Below are 21,876 nucleotides of genomic sequence, written 5' to 3'. Positions count from 1 at the left end.
CTGTCGGCTTTTTAGTTACTATGAAATTAATCAACAAATATTAATTTTCTGGGACACTCATGAGGCGAGTGAGAATTTTTTGAGCAGAAACTGAAATAATTGTTCCTGGCCCGAATACGCCCACCGCACCCGCTTGATAAAGGAAATCGTAATCTTTCGGAGGTATAACGCCCCCAACGACTACCAAAATATCTGAGCGGCCAATTTTGTTTAATTCTTCGATTAGTTGCGGTACAAGTGTTTTGTGGCCTGCTGCTAAACTCGACACCCCAACTACGTGCACGTCGTTTTCGGCGGCTTGGAGTGCCACTTCTTCTGGCGTTTGGAACAATGGCCCAATGTCCACGTCGAAGCCCAAATCCGCGAAGCTCGTCGCGATTACTTTCGCGCCTCTGTCGTGGCCATCTTGCCCCATTTTGGCAATCAGGATACGAGGGCGACGGCCTTCCACTTCCGCAAATTGGTCGGCTTGCTGGCGTGCCAAAGCAAAGTTTTCATCGTCGGAAACCTCACCCGCATATACGCCCGAAATAGAACGAATCGTAGCCTTGTGGCGGCCAAATACTTTTTCCATAGCGTCCGATATTTCGCCTAAAGAAGCACGCAAACGCGCTGCGTCCACGGCCAAAGCCAACAAATTGCCTTTGCCAGTTTGGGCACATTCCGTAATTGCGTCAAGGGCTTTGGCTACGGCTGCATTGTCGCGCTCGGCACGCATAGCCGCCAAACGCGCTACTTGTGCTTGTCTTACAGCTTGATTATCAATGTCTAAAAGCTCAATATTGGTTGGCTCATCTGCCAAATATTTATTTACACCCACAATCACATCTTTGCTGCTGTCGATGCGTGCTTGTTTGCGTGCGGCAGCTTCTTCGATGCGCATTTTCGGAAGTCCCGTTTCGATGGCTTTGGTCATGCCGCCCAAACTTTCTACTTCTTCGATGAGTTTCCAAGCCTTGTTGGCCAGTTCGTGCGTGAGATTTTCTACATAATACGAGCCGCCCCAAGGGTCAATGGCTTTCGTAATGTAGGTTTCTTCTTGTATGTACAATTGCGTGTTACGAGCAATACGCGCCGAAAAATCCGTTGGCAAGGCAATGGCTTCGTCGAGGGCGTTGGTGTGCAAAGATTGCGTATGACCCAAAGCGGCGGCCATCGCTTCCACGCAAGTACGCGCTACGTTGTTGAATGGGTCTTGTTCGGTTAAGCTCCAGCCCGACGTTTGGCAGTGCGTGCGCAAAGCCAACGATTTTGGATTTTTTGGGTTGAATTGCTTCACGATTTTAGCCCAAAGCAAACGGCCTGCGCGCATTTTGGCAATTTCCATGAAATGGTTCATGCCAATAGCCCAGAAAAAGGACAAACGCGGCGCAAAATCATCAATGTCCATGCCTGCGGCAATACCTGTACGCAAATATTCTAAGCCGTCGGCCAAGGTATAGGCCAATTCCAAATCAGCCGTTGCGCCTGCCTCTTGCATGTGATAGCCGCTGATACTGATGGAGTTAAACTTAGGCATATTTTCCGACGTATATTTAAAAATGTCGGCAATGATGCGCATACTTGGTTCTGGTGGGAAAATGTAGGTGTTCCGCACCATAAATTCTTTCAGAATGTCGTTTTGGATTGTTCCGCTCAAAAGCTCAGGTTTTACGCCTTGTTCTTCTGCTGTTACGATGTAAAACGCCATAATCGGCAATACCGCGCCGTTCATGGTCATCGACACGGACATTTTATCCAACGGAATTTGGTCGAAAAGAATTTTCATATCCAAAACCGAGTCAATCGCCACGCCAGCTTTGCCCACGTCGCCTACCACGCGCGGGTGGTCGGAGTCGTAGCCTCTGTGCGTTGGCAAGTCGAATGCCACCGAAAGCCCTTTTTGGCCTGCGGCAAGGTTGCGGCGATAAAAAGCATTGGATTCTTCGGCTGTCGAAAAACCTGCATACTGACGAATCGTCCAAGGTTGTTGGACGTACATGGAGCTATACGGCCCACGCAAATAAGGCGGAGAACCTGCCCCAAAGTGCAGATGTTCAAGCCCTTTCAGGTCGGCAGCCGTATAAAAAGGCTTAATGCTGATGCCTTCGGCTGTGCGCCAGTTTTTGGCTGAAGGCACAGCTTCGGGGCTTGCAGCCGAAGTTGGGGTGTAGGGAATTTGTGTAAAATTAGGTTTCATGGTTGAATTGCGTTATTTGTGGCGGTCAATTTACGAAAACGTTAGCATTGAGCGTATTTTTTTAGTAAAAATTTAAGAAAAATTCTGTTTGATTCAATGCCTTTATAAAATTAGCTGGCCGTAGCATCCTATAAACCAATATATTCGGATGTGCGAATAGTATAATTGATACCTCTAATATAATTTATTTTTTTGTAAAAAATTGTGAAACTGATTGGTTGCGCATATATTTGCAACTGATTGGTTTCGTGAATAAAAAATCTTTATGCGTAGAGATGTGTTTCAGGCGATAGCCGACCCGACCCGACGGGCAATTATTTTACTGTTGGCCGTCAGTGCCATGACGCCCAACGCCCTTGCAGAACATTTTAATACGACGCGCCAAGCCGTGTCCAAGCATATTCGGATTCTGACAGAGTGCGAAATACTTCAGCAGCAGCAGCAAGGAAGAGAAATTTATTATCACCTTAACGCGCAGAAAATGAATGAAATAGAAAAATGGCTAGAACAGTTCAGGCAACTGATGGCGCAACGCTTCGAGCAATTGGATGACGTATTGGAAAACCTCAAAAAACAAAGACCGCAATCATGAACAAAGCAATTTTATTTGATTTTAGGGTGGATAAACCCAACAAAAAGATTTTGGTTGAGCGCAGCTTTAATGCTCCCGTAGCATTGGTTTGGGCGGCTTGGACGGAAGCCGATTTGCTGGATTTGTGGTGGGCTCCTAAGCCTTGGCGAGCTGAGACCAAATCCATGAATTTTGTGGAAGGAGGCCGTTGGCATTACGCGATGGTGAGTCCCGAAGGCGAAAAGCATTGGTGCGTGTGCGATTATGAGCAGATTTCGCCCGAACAACATTATCAAGCCATCGACGCTTTTGCCGACGCAAATGCAAACATCAATATGACCATGCCCCGCACGCGCTGGAACAATCATTTTACTCCAGACGGCGAACGTACGGTGGTAAACGTGCAAATTACTTTCGATAAACTCGAAGATTTGGAAGCTCTCGTACAAATGGGCTTTAAAGAAGGCTTTACGATGGGCATGGAAAATCTTGACCAATACATTAACGCACAATTTTATTTACGCAAACAAAAAAAGCCTACTACAAATAAAGTACGAGTTTCAACTTACCTGAATTTTGCGGGCAATACGGAAGAGGCTTTTGCTCTTTATAAATCGGTATTCGGTACGGATTATGTGCGCGGCATTCAGCTGTTTAGCGATATTCCCGCCGACCCAAGCCAGCCGCCAGTTTCCGAAAAACTTCAAAATATGGTTTTGCACGTAGAGCTACCGATTACGGGCGGCCACGTGCTGATGGGAACTGATGCGCCCGAAGAAATGGGTTTTAAGGTAAAGGCAGGTAATAATATGCAGCTGAATATAGAACCCGAATCGCGGGCGGAAGCGCAACGCTTGTTTGATGCGCTATCGGCGGGTGGTCAAGTTTCGATGCCTTTGCAAGATATGTTTTGGGGCGCGTATTTTGGGAGTTTTACGGACAAATACGGCATCAATTGGATGATAAATTATCAGCAATAAAGAGTTTTTGTAAATATCTAAAAAATGCGGGGGGCTGGCCGATGGCCAGCCCCCCGCGAGCTTGTTTATCTAAAACCTAAATATACTATTCAGATTTTACCAAACGATAAGTACCAACGCCTGCGGCATTTGTTACTTTTAGGATATAAGAACCTGCTGCATACTCGCGCAAATCAAGTGTATGTTGCAAACGACCCGCTGTGCTTTCTGTGCTGAAAGTATTGAGCTTGCGGCCATTCAAATCATAAACTTCCATGCGAACGGTACCTGCTGCAAGGCCTTCTGTTGCTGTAACTTGGTAAATACCTGTGCTTGGGTTTGGATATACACTTATTTGTTTGTTAAGCGTAGATTTTACCCCAATGGCAGTGCCTAATACAGTTGCAGAAGTATCTGAAGCACAACCGCCTGTATTAGTTACAATCACTGAATAAGAACCAGTCGTTGGTACTACATAGAAGTTGTTGGTTGTAATAGCTACAGAATCTCCACTCAAAAGCCAAGTATAAGTAGCTGCACCAGCCGTTGCAAACAATGTATCATTGCTTACTGTGATACCTGGCGTAGTTGGTATAGGTGAAACGATTACTTGGAAATTAACTGAAGTATATGAACAACCACCAACAAGTGTTACGACTACGCTATACAAACCTGAGTTTGCGCCTGTAAGTGGGCTTACTGTTGGTTCGCGGTCTGTCGAAGTAAATCCGTTAGGGCCAGACCATGCGTAAGAAGCACCATTCACTTCTTCTGTAGAAAGCTTTAATGTACCTCCATCGCAAAGAGCTTGTGTAATCACCAAAACGTTTGGTAGCGCATTTACGGCTGCATTCACTGTAGAAGTGGTGGTACAACCATTCAATGTTACTACAAGGGTATAAGTACCAGTTGCAGCAGTTGTGGCAGCGGCAATCGTTGGATTTTGTTGGGTAGAGCTGAATCCGTTAGGGCCAGACCATGCGTAAGTAGCTCCCGACACAGCAGTAGCTAATAAATTGATTGGCGACCCTTCACAAACTACCGAAGCGGCTACATCTGCCACAGAAGAAGGAGCGGGATTAACCAACACCGTATAAGTAGAAGCCGTACTTTGGCAACCAGCTACATTTTGCGTTACAAATACCGTAAACTCACCCGCAGTGGCGGTAGAAACCAATTCGCTTGCTGTTGGTGCTGCTGGGTTGGCTACCGTAATCGGTTGAGTAAGTGCCGCGTCAGCGTACCATTGCAAACCTGTTCCTGCTACTGTAGGAAGCGTTGTTAAGGCTGCATTTTGGCAAACAGTTGTTGTTGTATTCGTTACTGTCGGTGCTGTCGGGATCGCATTCACAGTTACAGTTACCGTAGAAGCGGTACTTGCACAACTGTTGGTTGTTACGGTCAAAGAATAAGTACCAGTGGCGGCGGTTGTTGTTGTTGCAACCAATGGATTTTGTTCTGTCGAAGTAAATCCGTTAGGGCCAGACCACGCGTAAGTAGCATTATCAACAGTGGCAGCATTCAATTGAATAGCAGAACCCACACAAACCGAAGTAGCAGCCGCCGAAGCCGAAGCCGTTGGAATTGTGTTTACGAATATATCAACAAACGAAGGTGCGCTTGTACAACCATTTGTTGTTACTACCAAAGAGTAATTACCTGAGGCTGCTGTTGTCGCGCCAGTAATCGTTGGATTTTGACTTGTAGAAGTAAATCCGTTAGGGCCTGTCCAAGCATAAGACGCATTAACTACAGTAGCGGCATTCAATTGAATCGTAGAACCAGCACAAACCGAAGCATTTGTAACCGAAGCGGAAGCTGTAGGCTTGGCATTTACCACCACATCAACCGAAGAAACAGCACTTGTACAACCGTTAACGCTTACCGTCAAGGCATAGTTGCCAGCAGCAGATGTAGTTACGTTACTGATGCTTGGGTTTTGGCTTGTCGAGCTAAATCCATTCGGGCCAGTCCAAGCGTAAGATGCATTAGCCACAGTAGAGCCATTCAACTGTATAGTTCCACCAACGCAAATAGATGCAGTAGTTGTAGATGCTGTTACGGTTGGTAATGGTTTTACCGTAATAGCTACCGTAGAAGCTGTACTTGTACAACCGTTAGTAGTTACCGTCAAAGAATACGTACCCGAAGCTGCAACTGTTGCGTTGGCAATGCTTGGATTTTGACTTGTAGAAGTAAATCCGTTAGGCCCTGTCCAAGCATAAGACGCATTAGCTACTGTTGCTGCATTCAATTGCAGTGTAGTACCAGCACAAGCAATAGTAGTAGTGCTAGAAGCAGAAGCCGTTGGCTTGGCATTTACCATCACATCAACCGAAGAAACAGCACTTGTACAACCGTTTACAGTTACCGTCAAGGCATAGTTGCCAGCAGCAGCCGTCGTTGCATTGCTGATGCTTGGGTTTTGGCTTGTCGAGCTAAATCCGTTCGGGCCAGTCCAAGCGTAAGATGCATTAGCTACCGTAGAACCATTTAATTGGATCGTACCACCTGCACAAATAGATGCAGTAGTTGTAGATGCCGTTACGGTTGGTAATGGTTTTACCGTAATAGCTACCGTAGAAGCTGTACTTGTACAACCGTTGGTAGTTACTGTTAAAGAATACGTACCCGAAGCTGCAACTGTTGCGTTGGCAATGCTTGGATTTTGGCTTGTCGAGCTAAATCCGTTCGGCCCCGTCCAAGCATACGAAGCATTGGCTACTGTGGCTGCATTTAATTGCAGTGTAGTGCCAGCACAAGCAATGGTAGTAGTAGAAGATGCAGAAGCCGTTGGTTTTGCACTTACAACTATATCAAACGAAGAAACAGGGCTTGTACAACTGTTTACGGTTACCGTCAAGGCGTAGTTACCCGAAGCTGCCGTTGTGGCATTAGCAATGGTTGGATTTTGCAGAGATGAAGTGAATCCATTCGGGCCAGACCATGTGTAAGTTGCACCAGCTACAGTCGTAGCATTTAGTTGGATAGCAGAGCCAGCACAAACGTCTGTTGCGGTAGCTGAAGCCGAAGCTGTTGGGATTGCATTTACTGTGATAGTTTTGCTTACAGGTAAGCCGTAGCAAGTACCAGCCACAGGTGTAACTGTATAGGTAACTGTACCTACACCTGAAAGTGTTTGGGCAATTCCAGCACCGCTACCAGCTGTTGCGCCAGTTACAGTACCAGTGGTTGTTACAGTCCAGCTATAAGTTGTATTCGGAATTGTGCTCGACAATACCAATGCTGCAATGTTGCCAGTACAGATGCTGTTTGCCGATGGCGTAACCGTCGCTACAGGCTTGGTACAGTTGCTTTCTGCAATATTGATGTTATCCAAATACAATTTGTTACCAAAAGCATTACGTCCAATAAGGGCTAATTGTACAATTCCTGCGTTTTTGAGGGCTTGAAGAGCCACTACATCGCGTCTCCATTGCGCAGCAGTCGGTGTGAAAGAGCTCATTAAGTCAGTACCTCCATTTGTAGAAAGTTCTGTACCACCTTTTTTCCAGAGCGTGCTAAATGTTGCGCCGCAGTCAGTAGAAGCCATTACATACAACGAATCTGAACTACTTGCACTATAACGAGCATAAGCCACATCAAAGCTAATTTCTGGATTTACCAAACCACTAAACATTACTTTTGGCGACATAATACCGTCAAGGCGTCCAGTACCACCACTATATCCAAAATAGTTAATCATCGCAGAGGCTGTACTTGTTCCAAAGCCACTGGCGGTGGTTGTGCGTCTCCATGTAGTATCTGCATTTGGGTTATACAACAACCAACCAGATGGAGGGAATGTTGTAGATTCAAAATCAGCAGTGATAGGCAAAGACGTAGTTGTATTACTGAAAACAGTAATGTACCCTGTTTTGGTAATGGTATTGCTTCCCGCCCCATTAGACACAGTGAGCACTACGTTATAACTACCAGCGGTATTGTAAGTAACCAACGGGTTTTGTGCTGTAGAGCTGGCAGGTGTACCTCCAGGGAAGGACCAGGCCCAAGCTGTTGGCGTATTCGTAGATTGGTCTGTGAATTGCACTTGTGTACCTAGGCAACCACCCATTTTATTAGAAGTAAATAACGCATTTGGTGCAATGGCCACCGCAGATGAATTAATCAAAATGTTATCCAAATACAGGTTATTGCCATACCCATTTTTGTTAATCATCATCAATTTTACATTAGCAAGTGTAGCGATAGAAGCCAACGAAACGGTTTCTGTTTTCCATTGTGTAGCTGTTGGCGTAAATGTTGCTGTTTGATCTACACCAATAGAAGACAACTCGGTACCACCTTTTTTCCAAAGCACAGAATAAGTAACTCCACAATCCGCAGAGTAAGCTACTATAAGCGTATCAGAATAATTGGCTGAGTAACGGGCATAGGCCACATCAAACATAAGGCGCGGAGAAGTAATGGTTGTTAGATTAACCGTTGGGAAAGAATAACCATCTAAACTGCCTACTAGTGTATTGCTAGCGTTTCGGATAAAAATAGAAGATGTACTGTTGCCGTACCCTCCAACAGCCGTAGTTTTGCGCCAAGTCGTATCTGCATTTGGGTTATAAATATCCCAGTTGGTTGCAGGAAATGTACTTCCTTCAAATGTTTCTGAAAGAGGTAAAGCCGTCGGCGTAGTTGAACCTACGATGATATATGAGGTTTGCTTAATCGTGTTAGAGCCTCCTGCATTGGTTGCAGTTAATGTTACGTTATAAATACCTGGTGTACTATAAGTTACACTTGGATTCTGGGCGGTAGAAGAAGAAGGAGTACCTCCAGGGAATGACCACAACCAAGATGTTGGGCTATTCGTTGATAGATCCGTGAAACTAACCGCAAGCGGTGCACAACCTCCATCTTTGTTAGATGTAAAGTTGGCCACTGGCGCAGTTGGCAATGTGCCATTATAGGCTTTGATGTTATCAATATATAATTGATTGCCGAAGCCTGTTTTGTTTACAAAAGCAAATTTTACTTTTTTATTCACCCAATAGCTGGCAACAGAAGTGAGTGTGTACCATTGTGTTGCGGTTGGGAGAAATATTCCAGATCCTGCATACGTGGCATTGGTACTTGAGAGTTCCAATCCTCCTTTTTTGAATAGTTGCTGATAGCTCTGTCCGCAATCTACTGTATATAATACAATAAGTGTATCTGTACTTGTCGCATTATAAGGTGCATACGCTATATCAAAATCAAAATTAGGATTATTTGCTCCCGTAAAGTCAATGTAAGGAGTATAAAGTGTATCTTTTCTACCAGTTACACTATTGTTATAGTTATTAACCATAGCGGAAGCCGTAGAAGTACCAAATCCGCCAGCCGCCGTTGAACGAACCCAAGTGTAGCTATCCGCATCAGGGTTCGCCACTTTCCAATCTGCTGTAGGTGGGAATGTGGTTGACTCAAAGGTTTCTGAAAATGGTAACGGATAAGAAACCGCACTACCCAAAACCGTAATGTAATTTGTCTTGGTAATAGTGTTTGAACCACTAGCATTACTGGCCGTCATCGTAACAGAATAAGTACCAGGTGTGTTATAAGTAACTACAGGAGTTGCTGATGTAGAAGTAGAAGGGGTGCCACCTGCAAACGTCCAAGAAAATGCTGTTGGGCTACCCGTAGAAGTGCTATAATAAGACACTGTATTACTCATACAAACCGTCGGAGATGACGAACCAAAATTGGCTACAATGGCAGGTACTGTCGTAGATATATTGATGTTATCCAAATACAAGTTATTACCATAATCACATTTGTTTACAAAAGCAAACATCACATTAGACTTACCATTCAGAATCGTAGGCAAGGTGATTGTTTCGGTACGCCATTGAGAAGCCGTAGGAAGAAACTTAGAGCTAGTAACATATACACCTCCATTGGTAGATAAGGTATTTCCTCCTTTTTTGTAGAACTGCGTAAATGTATTTCCGCAATCCGTAGAATAATAAAGCAATAGCGTATCTGCACTAGTTGCACTATAAGCTGCATAAGCCACATCAAATTTTAATTGACCTGAGGTAGCGTTAGCAAAGCTATACTTTGCCGTATAAATAGCATCTATTTTGCCGACACCGTCATATTCGTAGTTATTGATATAAGCTGAATAAGAACTTGTACCAAATGCCCCTACCCCAATTCTACGCCATGTCGTGTCTGCATCAGGGTTTCCAATCAACCAACCCACAGGCATATTGGCTACTTCAAATCCAAAACTAGCAGGTAATGTATAGGTGGTTGGGTTACCTACAAATACATACTGAGAAGAGGTGGTTGAAGCCGAACCGCTGGCATTGGTTGCTGTTAGCGTTACGTCATAAACACCTGCCGTGCTATATGTTACGGTTGGGTTTGTAGCCGTAGAAGTAGAAGGCGTACCGCCAGGGAACGACCAAGAATAAGCTGTTGGGCTACCTGTAGAAGTATTCGTGTAAGTGATTGTTACAGGAGCACAACCGCCATCAGTATTGGAAGTAAACGACGGAACAGGTACGCCCGCTGGTGTTGCTACCGTAGAGTTAATAAGTTCCGCACGACGTGGAGAGTTGGTCATTACGGTTCTCATACGACTCTTTTGATCGTTTGTAAAAATATTCATACACGCATCGTTGGTGTAATCCATATAATTTTCAAACATTTCGTCTGCTGTGCCACACGTATTAGATTTTGGGTGTGTAAAACAGCCGTTCGGGTTGCTTGTTGGTGCATAATTTTCCTCAGCGTGTACAGGAGTATCGTTACAATAATCTGTACCGCAGCTTGCATCGCCCCAAATGTGGCGTAGGCCTAACCAGTGTCCAATTTCATGTGTAGCTGTACGCCCTTTGTTAAAAGGAGCAGATACAGAACCGACTCTACCAAAGTAACTAGCACCAATCACCACACCATCGGTATTGGAAACTCCTTCGTTGGCATTAAGTCCCGCAAGCCCCGAAGAATTTGGAAACTGCGCATAACCTAATGTTTGAGCGTCTGCACCACCAAAGTTGACAGTCCAAAGATTTAGGTATTTGGTCGGATCCCATGAAGTAGCAGGCTTAATAGTGCTTTCTAAGGTAGCTTCTGTATAGCTGGCTGCTCCGCCATTGTAGCGGTGAATACCTGGCTCGGCCAATGTAGTACCACTTGGGTTGCGCAATGCCAACACAAATTCGATCTCCATATCAGCACCAACAACGTTAGTGTTATAACCTGCTGTTCCTACTTTCTTGCGGAAATCTTCGTTTAAAACGTCTATTTGTGACTGGATTTGAGCTGCCGAAATATTGGGTGCAGTTCCAACTGCTTGCCCATTATGAATTACATGGACAATCACAGGTATTTTGATAAGCGTAGCCTGTGTGCTATTGGTATTGTTGTTGTTAGCCAAACGTTTTGTTTGTTCTTCCTGCATTTTTTGGCTAATCCATTGTTCAAATTGTGCATTAGTGCCGCGTTGTTGCGGATATTGTTGTGCCAATCGGTTATTGTACTCTACCGAAGCACATGTTCGATGTGCTGGTGGCGTTGGTATGGCGGCTGGCACTTGGGAGGTAGATTTAGCAGGTTGGGAGCGAAGACCAACATTGGAAGAGGTAAACGTTTGTTTAGTCGTTCTACTTGTTTGTCCCCAACTGTTAAATCCCATCAAGGCAATTGTGCCAAGAAATAGGAAAAATTTTCTCATAGAAATTTGTGGGTTTTGTAAATTGTAAATAATAAAAGTGTTTTATTACAAGATGTAGGATTAAAAGCTGGCACAAGATACTGTTTATGTCTTAAATTATTATGTAAAGGTAAGATTATTTATAAATGCTTACATAATACATATTTACACATATAATTTTTATATTTTAGCTAATAACTCCTAATCCTCCCTGACCAAAATCATATTCATTTGATTGGCATCACTTTATTTTTGTATTGGTTAAATGAATACAACTATGAGAACACTCGAAAGCCGCGAAGATATAGAACTGATGGTCAATGAGTTCTATAATAAAGTACGAGAAGATACACTGATCGGTCCAATCTTCAACCACATAGCTCATGTTAATTGGGAGACGCATTTGCCCAAGATGTATGACTTTTGGGAGAATATATTGTTCGGAACGGGAAATTATAAAGGTAGTCCCATGCTGCCGCACTTGCGGTTGAGTATGATTACGCCCATGACTTCCGTGCATTTTGATCGTTGGAAAAAACTTTTCTATGAAACCATAGACGAGCATTTTGAAGGAGATAACGCCGCCAATGCCAAGCTACGCGCCGAAAATATAGCAGAAGTTATGTTGTATAAAGTATCTGTAAACCAGTTGCTTATACACAACAAAACGATCGAATAACTTATTTATTCTCTTCTTGCATAATCCATTTGTCGGCCACAAATGCGCCAAACGGAATAAGCGAAGCCAAAAACAATTTTACAGACTTAACCAATGACCATTTGCGTTCGGTAGCCGCCAAAAGCAAAGCTAACACGTACACTACAAACAACACGCCATGCGCCATGCCCACTGCTCTTACTGCGGCGGGCATTTGCCATATGTATTTTAAAGGCATTGCTACAAAAAGAAGCAAGATGTAAGAAATTCCTTCTAACAATGCAATTCCTCTGAAACGGTCGCGATGATTATATAAAAATTTATTCATAATCAAGATTTTCTATTAATTAAAGTGTGCAATTACACTTTCGCCACCTGTGGTTTTATCGCCGATTTTAACGTCTATTTTCGTACCTAAAGGCAAGTAAATATCCACGCGCGAACCGAATTTAATAAAACCAAATTCAGCACCTTGTTCTACGGTTTGGCCTTCTTTCACGTACCATACGATACGTTTGGCCAAAGCCCCCGCAATTTGTCTGAACAATACTTCCACGCCATTGTCCATGCGCACGGCTACGGTTGTACGTTCGTTTTCGGTGCTGGCTTTCGGATGCCACGCTACCAAATATTTGCCTGGGTGATATTTGAAATAACTCACCACGCCCGCCACTGGGTTTAAGTTGGAGTGTACGTTGATGGGAGACATAAAAATAGAAACCTGAATACAATTTGTTTTAAGATGCTCAGGCTCAAATATTTCTTCAATTACCACTACTTTTCCGTCGGCGGGAGCTAACACATGATTAGCATTACGCACAATATTTTTTGTAGGGCTACGGAAAAATTGTAATACAATTAAAAACACCAAAATGGCGATAGAGAGCGCAACAGTGTGCACTACGGGGTAATCTGGCAAACCAAAGCGTGCAGCCGCATAAAGTACCGCACCAAAAACCAACGCAATCGCTAATGATGTATAGCCTTCTTTGTGGATTGTCATGTATGTAAGTATCAGTGAAAGTTCTAATCTAGTGCAATTTTAAACAAATTGAGGGCAGAACCAAAATCTGTTTAGTACAAAACGCCGCTTGTTGAGTGCGGCGTTTTGTGGTTTTTATTTTATAAATCCGAGAAATCGAAGGTTTCAAGGAATGCGGTATTAAATTTACCTTCTTTGAACGAGGGGTCGTCCATGAGCTTGATGTGGAACGGAATAGTTGTTTTGATTCCTTCAATTACAAACTCTTGCAATGCACGTTTCATACGAACCAATGCTTCTTCGCGTGTTTGCGCACTTACGATTAGTTTGGCAATCATTGAATCGTAGTTTGGCGGAATGGTATAACCTGCGTAAACATGTGTATCTACGCGCACGCCATGACCACCAGGTATATTCAAATTCGTGATTTTGCCTGGCGACGGACGGAAGCCATTGATTGGGTCTTCGGCATTGATACGGCACTCAATGGCGTGAACTTTCGGGTAATAGTTACGTCCCGAAATTGGAATGCCAGCCGCTACTTTGATTTGTTCTTTGATAAGGTCGAAATCCGTAACTTCTTCAGTAATAGGGTGTTCTACCTGAATACGAGTGTTCATTTCCATGAAATAAAACTCACCGTATTTGTCCACCAAAAACTCGATAGTACCAGCACCTTCATAACCAATATGAGAAGCACCTTTTACGGCAGCTTGTCCCATTTTCTCGCGAAGCTCGTCGCTTACGATTGGCGAAGGCGTTTCTTCTACCAATTTTTGGTGACGGCGTTGGATAGAGCAATCGCGTTCTGAAAGGTGGCATACTTTCCCGAATTGGTCGCCTACGATTTGAATTTCGATGTGGCGAGGTTCTTCGATATATTTTTCTAAGTAAAGACCGTCGTTACCGAAAGCCGCACCAGCTTCTGTTTTGGCATCGTTCCAAGCTTTTTCAAACTCGTCGTCGTTGCGAACTACACGCATACCGCGTCCGCCTCCGCCTGCTGTTGCTTTTAGGATAATCGGATATTTTACTTTGTTGGCAAGTTCTAAGCCTTCTTGCACCGAGCCAAGCAAACCTTCCGAACCTGGAATAGTAGGTACTCCAGCTAATTTCATGGTTGCTTTAGCCGTTGCCTTATCGCCCATTGCGTTGATTTGCTCTGGCGTTGCACCGATAAACTTGATATTATAATCGCGGCAAACTTTCGAGAACTCTGCATTTTCCGACAAAAAACCATAGCCAGGGTGAATAGCGTCAGCGTTTGTGATTTCGGCAGCAGCAATAATGTTGGCGATGTTAAGGTAGGATTGTTTGCTTACGGGAGGCCCAATACAAACGGCTTCGTCTGCAAAACGCACGTGCAAACTGTCCTTGTCGGCAGTTGAGTACACGGCTACTGTTTTGATGCCCATTTCGCGGCAAGTACGAATAATGCGCAAGGCAATTTCGCCACGATTAGCAATAAGTATTTTTTTGAACATAAGTGTCTTTTTCTTTGATGATGAACTGTTTAAAAAAAATTAGTTCACGCAATAAGAAGGTGTTTGGAGGTGTTTATGTCGAATAAAACACGAAAACTATACAGGAAAAACCTTATAGTTTTTCTACGACGAACAAAGGTTGGTCGTATTCCACAGGTGAAGCATTTTCTACCAAAATCTTTACGATACGGCCAGAAATTTCGCTTTCAATTTCGTTGAAAAGTTTCATTGCTTCCACGATGCAAACTGTTTGCCCAGGTTTGATTTCGTCACCTACGTTCACAAAAGAAGGAACTTCAGGCTTAGAAGAACGATAGAAAGTACCAATCATTGGAGATTTGATGGTTACTTGGTTAGCTGTGTTTTCGGCAGCTGGTTTTGCTTCGGCTACAGGCGCAGCAGCAACTACTGGAGTAGCGGCCACAGGTGCAGCAGCAACTGCTGGAGCAGGCGTAAATACAGGAGCAGCCACAGGCGCAGCAGCCAAAGTTTGTACTACGGTTGTAGCAGGACTACGTTTTACAGAAATCTTGATGTCTTCCGACTCAATGTTTACTTCTTCAAGACCTGAAGCAGCAATTGCACCTATAAGTTGTTGTATTTCGTTTGGTTTCATTGGAAAAAATGCTTGGGTTTGGATTATGTTTAATTTACCAAGAACAAAAAAATAGTTGCCCACTATTTGCCCGAAGGCAAGCTAATAGGCAACTGATTTGTAGATTATTTAGGATCATAAGCCCACTTCAGGTAGATAGCTCCCCATGTGAAGCCACCGCCAAAAGCCGCCATGATGATATTGTCTCCTTTTTTCAATTGTTTTTCGTACTCCCACAGGCACAACGGAATCGTTGCGTTAGTCGTGTTGCCGTACTTCTGGATATTAATCATTACTCTCTCCAAAGGAATGCCCGTGCGATTGGCTGTCGCCTCAATGATGCGCTTGTTGGCCTGATGTGGCGCAAGAAAAGCAATATCATCATTTACCAGTCCGTTGCGTTCCATGAGCTCGGCTGCGGTGTCGGCCATGTTAGTAACCGCCACTTTAAATACGACCGAACCTTCTTGATAAATCGTATGTAAACGTGCGTCAATGGTTTCGTGCGAGGCGGGCTTGCGGCTACCACCTGCCTTCATGTGCAAGTGTGGTTCACCTGTGCCATCTGAACGCAAAATGTAGTCTATCAGACCAGTACCATCGGTAGTTGGCTCTAATAAAACTGCTCCAGCACCATCGCCGAAAATAATACAAGTGCTACGGTCTGTATAATCTACGATAGAAGACATTTTGTCTGCGCCTACTACCACTACTTTCTTATACTTGCCACTCTCCACATATTGTGAGGCCGTAACAAGTGTGTAAAGAAAGCCAGAACAAGCCGCCTGTAAGTCGAAGCTAAAACAATTTTTTGCACCAACACCTGCGGCAATGATATTAGCCGTAGCAGGAAACACCATGTCAGGGGTTGTGGTGGCACAGATAAGCAAATCTACTTCTTCAGGTTTGGTATTTGTTTTTTCAAGCAAAGCCTTTACAGCAGGGATAGCCATGTGCGAAGCACCTTTGTTTTCACCCTTCAAAATTCGTCTTTCCTTGATACCTGTACGGGTAACAATCCATTCGTCAGTGGTATCTACCATGCCCTCTAATTCGGCATTGGTGAGTACATACTCAGGCACATAGCCTTGTACGCCAGTGATAGCAGCACGTATTTTACTCATATTAAAAGTTAGGAGGAGTGTTCGTTGAGCGCATTTTTGATTTTAGTATGAATGTCCGCTGTTACCATTTGTTGGGCTTGGCGAAGCATATTCGTAACGGCCAGAGGGCTGGAAACACCATGACCAATAATTACGTTACCATTCACACCAATGATAGGGCTGCCGCCAATGGCCTCATAGTTCATTTGGTCAAAAAATGAATCGGTTTTGATGCCGCGAGCGTGCATGATTTCGTAAATAGATTCGGCCATTTTCAGGATTACATTACCCGTAAAACCATCAGCCACTACTACATCAGCTTTGTCGTTGAACATGTCCCGACCTTCGATGTTGCCTACGAAATTAATTTTTGTATTAGCTTTGAGTAGTTGATACGTTGCTTGCGTAAGCATCGTACCTTTTTGTTCTTCTTCGCCCAAATTCATGAGGGCAACTTTTGGTTTTTCGATACCCAACACATATTGTGCGTACAAAGAACCCAATTCCCCGAACTGATTCAACACTTCGGGCTTGCAGTCGGCGTTTGCACCGACATCAAGAATAATACCAGTACGGCCATCTTCTTTTGGCACGTAACCAGCAATCGCAGGGCGCATTACGCCCTCAATGGCTTTGATGCTAAACATAGCGCCTACGAGCATAGCACCCGTATTTCCTGCGCTACAGAAAGCGTCAGCCTTGCCAGCTTTTAATAGTCCAAAACCTACGGCGATGCTCGAATTCGGTTTTTGGGTTAATGCCTTCGTGGGATGTTCTCCCATTTCTATTACTTCATCGGCATTGATAATACCAAATAAAGAAGGGCTTACGTTGTGTTTTGCTAAATGTTCTCTGATAGTCGCCTCACGGCCTATCAACAGTATTTCTACGTCTGCTGGCAAGGAGCTTTTTGCCAATATTGCACCTTCAATTACAGCTTGGGGCGCGAAATCGCCACCCATTGCGTCTAATGCAATTCTCATCTTAAAAAAGGGTTATGGCCATAAATAACGGCTGTATCCGTTGGGTATCTGGACAAATGCTTGTCGCTAACACACGCAGACACAGCCGTTTATCAATGTTAATTTATTTCCAACTAAGCAGTTTTTGCGTAGTTTTCGATAATCATTTTGCCTTTGTAGAACAAGTTGCCTTCTGAAACATAGGCTCTGTGGTACAAATGAGCTTCACCAGTGTTTGCACATACAGCAATTGTTCTTTCAGTTGCTTTGTAGTGCGTTCTTCTTTTATCTCTGCGCGTTTTCGAGATCTTCCTCTTAGGATGTGCCATCGTTAATTTAGAATTATGGTATTATAAATTGATTTAAAATTAATGCTAATCTATTAGTTTTCACGACCTTTCAGCTTTTGCAAAGCAGCCCAACGCGGGTCAATGGTGTCCTCATCGCTGGGAGTGTCGTTGTTTTCGTCGGTTGGCTCGTCGTCTTCTGCCGTGGCAGTGCTGTACACCAACAAACCTTCTTGTTCCGCGTCTTCTGGATATTGTGTATCCTCAAACTTGGGATGAATCCGCTTCATCGGCAACGACAACGCAATAAAATCGTATATCGGCTGCGCAATGTTTAGACGGTGCGTATCTTTGGCAATAATGCAAATTTCGTCTGAAAGATCTTCGTCTTCTTCGCCAAATTTATAAATCATTTTTTGATTTACGCTTACTGGCTGCTCGAAAGATTCCAAACTGCGGTCGCAAATTAATTCAACTGAGCCTACAATTGAAAACGTTGCCACTATCATTGTCTCGGTTTTATCCAAAACAACCTGCACTTGCAATGCGCCTTTTTCTACTAACTCGCTTCCGAATGCTTCAAAAAAAGCATTGCCGACTTCAAAGTCGTATTCGTGGCGTTTGTTAGAAAGCCCAAATATATCAATCGAATATTTATCCAGCGTCTTCACCTAATTCACAAATTCAAAGGGCGCAAAGATAAATACTTGAAATGAGATAACAAATAATTAACCAACATTTCTATATTTTAAACAAATGCTGCTCACTTGCTCATTATTTGCTTTTCAGAGAGTTAGGTAAATTTTTTATACTAAAAATGCAGCAACTGGCCTGTTTTCGGCCTAAAGCCCTTAATTTTGCGGCAAACTTTACGGGACTTGCGCGTGTTTGCTTGCCTTGCTTGCTTCAAAATTTTAACCTTTTATTAAGTTTTATCCATGAAATTTACATTATCCGAAATCATTTTATTGGCATTTTCGCTTGTTACTTTCGTGATTGGCATACATCAATCTCTTTTTTATGGCGTAGTCAATAGCTACTGGCTTTTCATGTTTACGCTCGGATTTTTGTTTTGGTTTAAGCTCGTGCGCGACAAAAACGAAAAGGCCGACGACCAATAAAAAAAGGTCAAGTTCTTTGTACAGAACTTGACCTTTGGAGTATTTAAGCAGAATAATTATAATTTTTCGATAACAATTGCAGAAGCTCCACCGCCACCGTTACAGATAGCAGCCGCGCCATAGCGTCCGCCGTTGGCGTGCAACACGTGTACGAGTGTCGTTACGATACGTGCGCCTGAGCAACCCAATGGGTGACCCAAAGCCACAGCACCGCCGTTTACGTTCACTTTAGAAGCATCAACGCCCAACACCTTATTAAATGCCATTGTTACAACTGCGAAAGCCTCGTTTACTTCAAAGAAGTCGATGTCGCTAACGCTCAAATTAGCAGCTTTTAGTGCTTTTGGCATAGCCACCGTCGGAGCAGTTGTAAACCATTCTGGTTCGTGCTCTGCGTCTGCGTAAGACACCACACGCGCCAATGGTTTTAAGCCCAACTCTTCAGCTTTTGCTTTGCTCATCAATACCAAAGCGGCTGCGCCGTCATTGATTGTAGAAGCGTTGGCCGCCGTAACAGTACCGTCTGGTGTGAAGGCTGCACGCAAACCTGGGATTTTATCAAAAGATACGTTTTTGTATTCTTCGTCTTCTGTAAGCAAAATCGGGTCGCCTTTGCGTTGTGGAACGGCTACAGGCACGATTTCAGCTTTAAATTTGCCTGCTTGTGTCGCTTCGGCAGCGCGTTTGTATGAAGTAATCGCGTAAGCGTCTTGCTCTTCGCGTGTGATTTCGTATTTTTTGGCTGTGGCATCAGCGAAAACGCCCATTGCTTTTTTCTGATACACGTCTTCCAAACCGTCGCGTACCAAACCGTCCAAAAATTCGCCATGTCCGTATTTGTAGCCATAACGCGCTTTTGGCACATAATAAGGAATGTTGCTCATGCTTTCCATGCCACCCGCTACGATAATATCCGCCTGACCAAGCGCAATGCTTTGAGAAGCCAACATAATCGCTTTTGTACCCGAAGCACACACTTTATTTACAGTAGTGGTGATGGTATTTACAGGCAAACCAGCACCCAAAGCCGCCTGACGTGCAGGAGCTTGACCCAAATTAGCCGAAACCACATTACCCATATAAACTTCTTGTACTTGCTCTGGCTTGATACCAGCTTTTTCTACTGCGCCTTTGATAGCAGCCGCGCCCAATTGCGTAGCTGAAAGACCCGCGAACATTCCGCCAAAACTGCCGATAGCAGTACGAACAGCCGAAACAATATATACTTCTTGCATTTTTTTAAGGTGTGAATTGATGAATAGGATAAGACGTTTGCAATGTTATAAAATTGATTTTCAAATCAGTAGCGGTTTGAAAATAGCATATTTCAAACGATTGCAGCGCACAAATATAAATAACTTCTTCACAGAAAATATAGCACAAACAAGAATATGTAAAATTAAATTTCTGCTGCAATGTTATACAATCTCATTTCTGCGAACAATGCTTTGACGCAAAAGGTTTTCTGCTTTTGGTTGCTAATTTTTGAGTATTCGTAACAGTAGTTTTTCATTTTTTGCGATATTTGAGGCCAAAATAAATTTAAGATGCAAGTAGATAAAAGTACCATACATAAAATTGCGCATTTGGCACGCTTGGAGTTTGATCCAGCCGCCGAAGCCGAAATGATGAAAAGCATGACCACCATTTTGGATTGGATGGACAAGCTTAACGAATTGGATACTACTGGTGTAGAGCCACTTATCCACCTTTCGGCAGAGCTAAACGTTTTGCGCGAAGACGAAAACAAAGAGCCTTTGCCACACGAACGTGGCCTTGTGAACGCGCCTCGCAAAGACTCAGATTATTTCCGTGTGCCAAAAGTAATTGAATAACAACATGATACTTTATAACGTAACCGTCAATATTGACAATGCCGTGCATGACGAATGGCTCAATTGGATGCGTACCGTACACGTGCCAGAAGTAATGGCTACGGGCTGTTTTGTGCAAAATAAAATTGCGCGTTTGCTCACCGAAGAAGAAAATGGGGGCACAACGTATTCGTTCCAATATTTCGCCCCTTCGATGGAAGCGTATGTGGACTATCAAAACACGTATGCCGCAGCTTTGCAAGCCGACCACACAAAGCGTTACAAAGACCGTTTTGTAGCGTTCAGAACTTTATTAGAAATACTTGAATAACAGCTATTAGCTTGTTGTTTTTATAATAAAACCGTTTTGCCTGCTCAATGGAAAATACACAAACAGAACGCTATCATCAACAAATTGAGTCTATTTTCTCGGAAATGGGAAAGGTTGTCGTGGGACAACGCTATATGATAAATCGGCTACTCATTGGGCTGTTTACCAACGGACACATTCTGTTGGAAGGCGTTCCTGGGTTGGCCAAAACACTGACAGTTAATACTTTATCAAAAATCCTGCATTTGCAATTCCAGCGTATTCAGTTTACGCCCGACTTGCTGCCCGCCGACCTTATCGGAACGATGATTTACAACCAAAAACAAAGCGTTTTTGAAGTAAAGAAAGGGCCAATCTTTGCCAACATGATTTTGGCCGATGAGATTAACCGTTCTCCTGCCAAAGTACAATCGGCGTTGCTGGAAGCCATGCAAGAAAAGCAAGTAACCATCGGTGAGACAACCTATATGCTTGACCGTCCGTTTTTGGTGTTGGCTACCCAAAACCCAGTGGAGCAGGAGGGAACGTATCCGTTGCCTGAAGCGCAAGTGGACAGATTTATGATGAAAGTGTATGTGGACTATCCGACCAAAGCCGAAGAGTTGGAGGTAATGCGCCGCATGGCCAATATGAGTTTTGCGGGAGAAGTCCAAACCATATTGACCAAAGAAGATGTTGCTGAAATAACGAAAGCTATTAACGCCGTAAATATCTCAGAATCACTCGAACAATATATCGTAGAATTGATTTTTGCAACTCGCAAGCCTGCCGAATATGGTTTGCGTGAAGAAGCCAATTACATCCAGTTTGGAGCATCGCCACGCGCGAGTATCAGTTTGAATCGTGCGGCAAAAGCTATCGCATTTTTCAATAAAAGAGACTATGTGTTGCCAGAAGATATTAAGGAAGTTGCTTCCGACGTACTCAACCACCGCATTACGCTCAACTATGAGGCGGAAGCCGATGGCGTAACGGCAAGGCAGATTATAGACCGCATTTTAAGCAAAGTTTCTATCACTAAATAATACAAGAAGCCTCGCCGTAATAGCGGGGCTTTTTTTGCGTAATTTAGAAGAAAAAGGGTGGGCTTGGCAAGCGTTTCAAGGTTTGTTATTTGTTGATTTTCTGCATTAAATATAAGATTTGGGAGATATGGCCGTTTATTAATTT

Annotated in this window: 18 protein-coding genes; 7 read left to right on the top strand and 11 right to left on the bottom strand. The window is 43.7% G+C overall.

The window, feature by feature from the left end; genetic code table 11:
• Positions 1-40: 40 nt before the first annotated feature.
• On the bottom strand, positions 41-2,179 hold the full coding sequence (scpA, locus tag BM090_RS05705; protein WP_091508939.1) for a methylmalonyl-CoA mutase: 2,139 nt from the start codon (positions 2,177-2,179) through the stop codon (positions 41-43).
• A 265-nt stretch (positions 2,180-2,444) separates the two neighbouring features.
• Between scpA and BM090_RS05700 the strand changes: the two genes are divergently transcribed.
• Both BM090_RS05700 and BM090_RS05695 read left to right on the top strand, forming a co-directional pair.
• Entirely contained in the window at positions 2,445-2,771 is a 327-nt protein-coding gene (locus BM090_RS05700; RefSeq protein WP_091508935.1) for an ArsR/SmtB family transcription factor, read from the top strand.
• The gene (locus BM090_RS05695; RefSeq protein WP_091508932.1) at positions 2,768-3,730 is read left to right on the top strand and encodes an SRPBCC domain-containing protein; all 963 of its coding nucleotides are present in this window, start codon (positions 2,768-2,770) and stop codon (positions 3,728-3,730) included. The genes BM090_RS05700 and BM090_RS05695 overlap by 4 nt, the downstream gene beginning before the upstream one ends.
• A gap of 85 nt (positions 3,731-3,815) precedes the next feature.
• On the opposite strand, the gene BM090_RS05690 is transcribed toward BM090_RS05695, so the two are convergent.
• On the bottom strand, positions 3,816-11,390 hold the full coding sequence (locus tag BM090_RS05690) for a PKD domain-containing protein (protein ID WP_091508928.1): 7,575 nt from the start codon (positions 11,388-11,390) through the stop codon (positions 3,816-3,818).
• Between the two features lie 256 nt (positions 11,391-11,646).
• Here BM090_RS05690 and BM090_RS05685 point away from each other — a divergent pair, with 256 nt between their 5' ends.
• Positions 11,647-12,048 carry a group III truncated hemoglobin gene (locus tag BM090_RS05685; RefSeq protein ID WP_091508924.1) on the top strand — a complete coding sequence of 134 codons (402 nt, stop codon included), beginning with the start codon at positions 11,647-11,649 and terminating at the stop codon, positions 12,046-12,048.
• 1 nt (position 12,049) lies between these two features.
• Here the strand turns inward: BM090_RS05685 and BM090_RS05680 are convergent, their stop codons facing one another.
• The 8 genes from BM090_RS05680 to BM090_RS05645 all read right to left on the bottom strand — a co-directional run bounded on the left by BM090_RS05680 (position 12,050) and on the right by BM090_RS05645 (position 18,111).
• A complete protein-coding gene (locus BM090_RS05680; protein ID WP_091508922.1) occupies positions 12,050-12,355 on the bottom strand; it encodes a DUF3817 domain-containing protein in 306 nt (101 codons plus the stop codon).
• Positions 12,356-12,370: 15 nt separating this feature from the next.
• Positions 12,371-13,030, bottom strand: a complete 660-nt coding sequence (locus BM090_RS05675) for a phosphatidylserine decarboxylase family protein (protein ID WP_091508918.1) — start codon at positions 13,028-13,030, stop codon at positions 12,371-12,373.
• A 119-nt stretch (positions 13,031-13,149) separates the two neighbouring features.
• Complete coding sequence (gene accC / locus BM090_RS05670) at positions 13,150-14,493, bottom strand: acetyl-CoA carboxylase biotin carboxylase subunit (RefSeq protein ID WP_091508914.1); 1,344 nt, start codon at positions 14,491-14,493, stop codon at positions 13,150-13,152.
• A 112-nt stretch (positions 14,494-14,605) separates the two neighbouring features.
• Positions 14,606-15,109: an acetyl-CoA carboxylase biotin carboxyl carrier protein gene (gene accB / locus BM090_RS05665; RefSeq protein ID WP_091508911.1), complete on the bottom strand. Its 504-nt coding sequence runs from the start codon at positions 15,107-15,109 to the stop codon at positions 14,606-14,608.
• A 104-nt stretch (positions 15,110-15,213) separates the two neighbouring features.
• Positions 15,214-16,212, bottom strand: coding sequence for a beta-ketoacyl-ACP synthase III (locus BM090_RS05660; protein WP_091508907.1), 999 nt, complete (start codon positions 16,210-16,212; stop codon positions 15,214-15,216).
• An 8-nt stretch (positions 16,213-16,220) separates the two neighbouring features.
• A complete protein-coding gene (gene plsX, locus BM090_RS05655; protein WP_091508904.1) occupies positions 16,221-17,174 on the bottom strand; it encodes a phosphate acyltransferase PlsX in 954 nt (317 codons plus the stop codon).
• Positions 17,175-17,287: 113 nt separating this feature from the next.
• Positions 17,288-17,482 carry a 50S ribosomal protein L32 gene (gene rpmF, locus BM090_RS05650; protein WP_091508901.1) on the bottom strand — a complete coding sequence of 65 codons (195 nt, stop codon included), beginning with the start codon at positions 17,480-17,482 and terminating at the stop codon, positions 17,288-17,290.
• Between the two features lie 53 nt (positions 17,483-17,535).
• Positions 17,536-18,111, bottom strand: a complete 576-nt coding sequence (locus BM090_RS05645; RefSeq protein ID WP_091508896.1) for a YceD family protein — start codon at positions 18,109-18,111, stop codon at positions 17,536-17,538.
• Between the two features lie 267 nt (positions 18,112-18,378).
• On the opposite strand from BM090_RS05645, the gene BM090_RS05640 reads away from it, so the two are divergent.
• A complete protein-coding gene (locus BM090_RS05640; RefSeq protein ID WP_091508893.1) occupies positions 18,379-18,561 on the top strand; it encodes a hypothetical protein in 183 nt (60 codons plus the stop codon).
• Positions 18,562-18,617: 56 nt separating this feature from the next.
• Here the strand turns inward: BM090_RS05640 and BM090_RS05635 are convergent, their stop codons facing one another.
• Positions 18,618-19,796, bottom strand: coding sequence for a thiolase family protein (locus BM090_RS05635; RefSeq protein ID WP_091508889.1), 1,179 nt, complete (start codon positions 19,794-19,796; stop codon positions 18,618-18,620).
• A 312-nt stretch (positions 19,797-20,108) separates the two neighbouring features.
• Here BM090_RS05635 and gatC point away from each other — a divergent pair, with 312 nt between their 5' ends.
• The 3 genes from gatC to BM090_RS05620 are packed head-to-tail and all read left to right on the top strand — an operon-like array spanning position 20,109 to position 21,731.
• Positions 20,109-20,396, top strand: coding sequence for an Asp-tRNA(Asn)/Glu-tRNA(Gln) amidotransferase subunit GatC (gene gatC / locus BM090_RS05630; protein WP_091508886.1), 288 nt, complete (start codon positions 20,109-20,111; stop codon positions 20,394-20,396).
• A gap of 4 nt (positions 20,397-20,400) precedes the next feature.
• Positions 20,401-20,706 carry a DUF4286 family protein gene (locus BM090_RS05625; protein ID WP_091508882.1) on the top strand — a complete coding sequence of 102 codons (306 nt, stop codon included), beginning with the start codon at positions 20,401-20,403 and terminating at the stop codon, positions 20,704-20,706.
• A 47-nt stretch (positions 20,707-20,753) separates the two neighbouring features.
• A complete protein-coding gene (locus BM090_RS05620) occupies positions 20,754-21,731 on the top strand; it encodes an AAA family ATPase (RefSeq protein WP_091508879.1) in 978 nt (325 codons plus the stop codon).
• The last annotated feature ends 145 nt before the right edge of the window (positions 21,732-21,876 follow it).

Source organism: Flexibacter flexilis DSM 6793, from assembly GCF_900112255.1.
GTDB lineage: Bacteria > Bacteroidota > Bacteroidia > Cytophagales > Flexibacteraceae > Flexibacter > Flexibacter flexilis.
This window is presented reverse-complemented; position numbering and strand designations above follow the sequence as displayed.

Bases quoted from the DNA above. Each gene is read 5' to 3' on its own strand.
- BM090_RS05680 (WP_091508922.1), bottom strand. From the start codon at position 12,355: ATGAATAAATTTTTATATAATCATCGCGACCGTTTCAGAGGAATTGCA.
- BM090_RS05695 (WP_091508932.1), top strand. From the start codon at position 2,768: ATGAACAAAGCAATTTTATTTGATTTTAGGGTGGATAAACCCAACAAA.
- BM090_RS05640 (WP_091508893.1), top strand. From the start codon at position 18,379: ATGAAATTTACATTATCCGAAATCATTTTATTGGCATTTTCGCTTGTT.
- accC (WP_091508914.1), bottom strand. From the start codon at position 14,493: ATGTTCAAAAAAATACTTATTGCTAATCGTGGCGAAATTGCCTTGCGC.
- BM090_RS05620 (WP_091508879.1), top strand. From the start codon at position 20,754: ATGGAAAATACACAAACAGAACGCTATCATCAACAAATTGAGTCTATT.
- BM090_RS05660 (WP_091508907.1), bottom strand. From the start codon at position 16,212: ATGAGTAAAATACGTGCTGCTATCACTGGCGTACAAGGCTATGTGCCT.
- BM090_RS05700 (WP_091508935.1), top strand. From the start codon at position 2,445: ATGCGTAGAGATGTGTTTCAGGCGATAGCCGACCCGACCCGACGGGCA.
- plsX (WP_091508904.1), bottom strand. From the start codon at position 17,174: ATGAGAATTGCATTAGACGCAATGGGTGGCGATTTCGCGCCCCAAGCT.
- scpA (WP_091508939.1), bottom strand. From the start codon at position 2,179: ATGAAACCTAATTTTACACAAATTCCCTACACCCCAACTTCGGCTGCA.
- BM090_RS05635 (WP_091508889.1), bottom strand. From the start codon at position 19,796: ATGCAAGAAGTATATATTGTTTCGGCTGTTCGTACTGCTATCGGCAGT.
- BM090_RS05685 (WP_091508924.1), top strand. From the start codon at position 11,647: ATGAGAACACTCGAAAGCCGCGAAGATATAGAACTGATGGTCAATGAG.
- BM090_RS05625 (WP_091508882.1), top strand. From the start codon at position 20,401: ATGATACTTTATAACGTAACCGTCAATATTGACAATGCCGTGCATGAC.
- rpmF (WP_091508901.1), bottom strand. From the start codon at position 17,482: ATGGCACATCCTAAGAGGAAGATCTCGAAAACGCGCAGAGATAAAAGA.
- BM090_RS05690 (WP_091508928.1), bottom strand. From the start codon at position 11,390: ATGAGAAAATTTTTCCTATTTCTTGGCACAATTGCCTTGATGGGATTT.
- accB (WP_091508911.1), bottom strand. From the start codon at position 15,109: ATGAAACCAAACGAAATACAACAACTTATAGGTGCAATTGCTGCTTCA.
- gatC (WP_091508886.1), top strand. From the start codon at position 20,109: ATGCAAGTAGATAAAAGTACCATACATAAAATTGCGCATTTGGCACGC.
- BM090_RS05675 (WP_091508918.1), bottom strand. From the start codon at position 13,030: ATGACAATCCACAAAGAAGGCTATACATCATTAGCGATTGCGTTGGTT.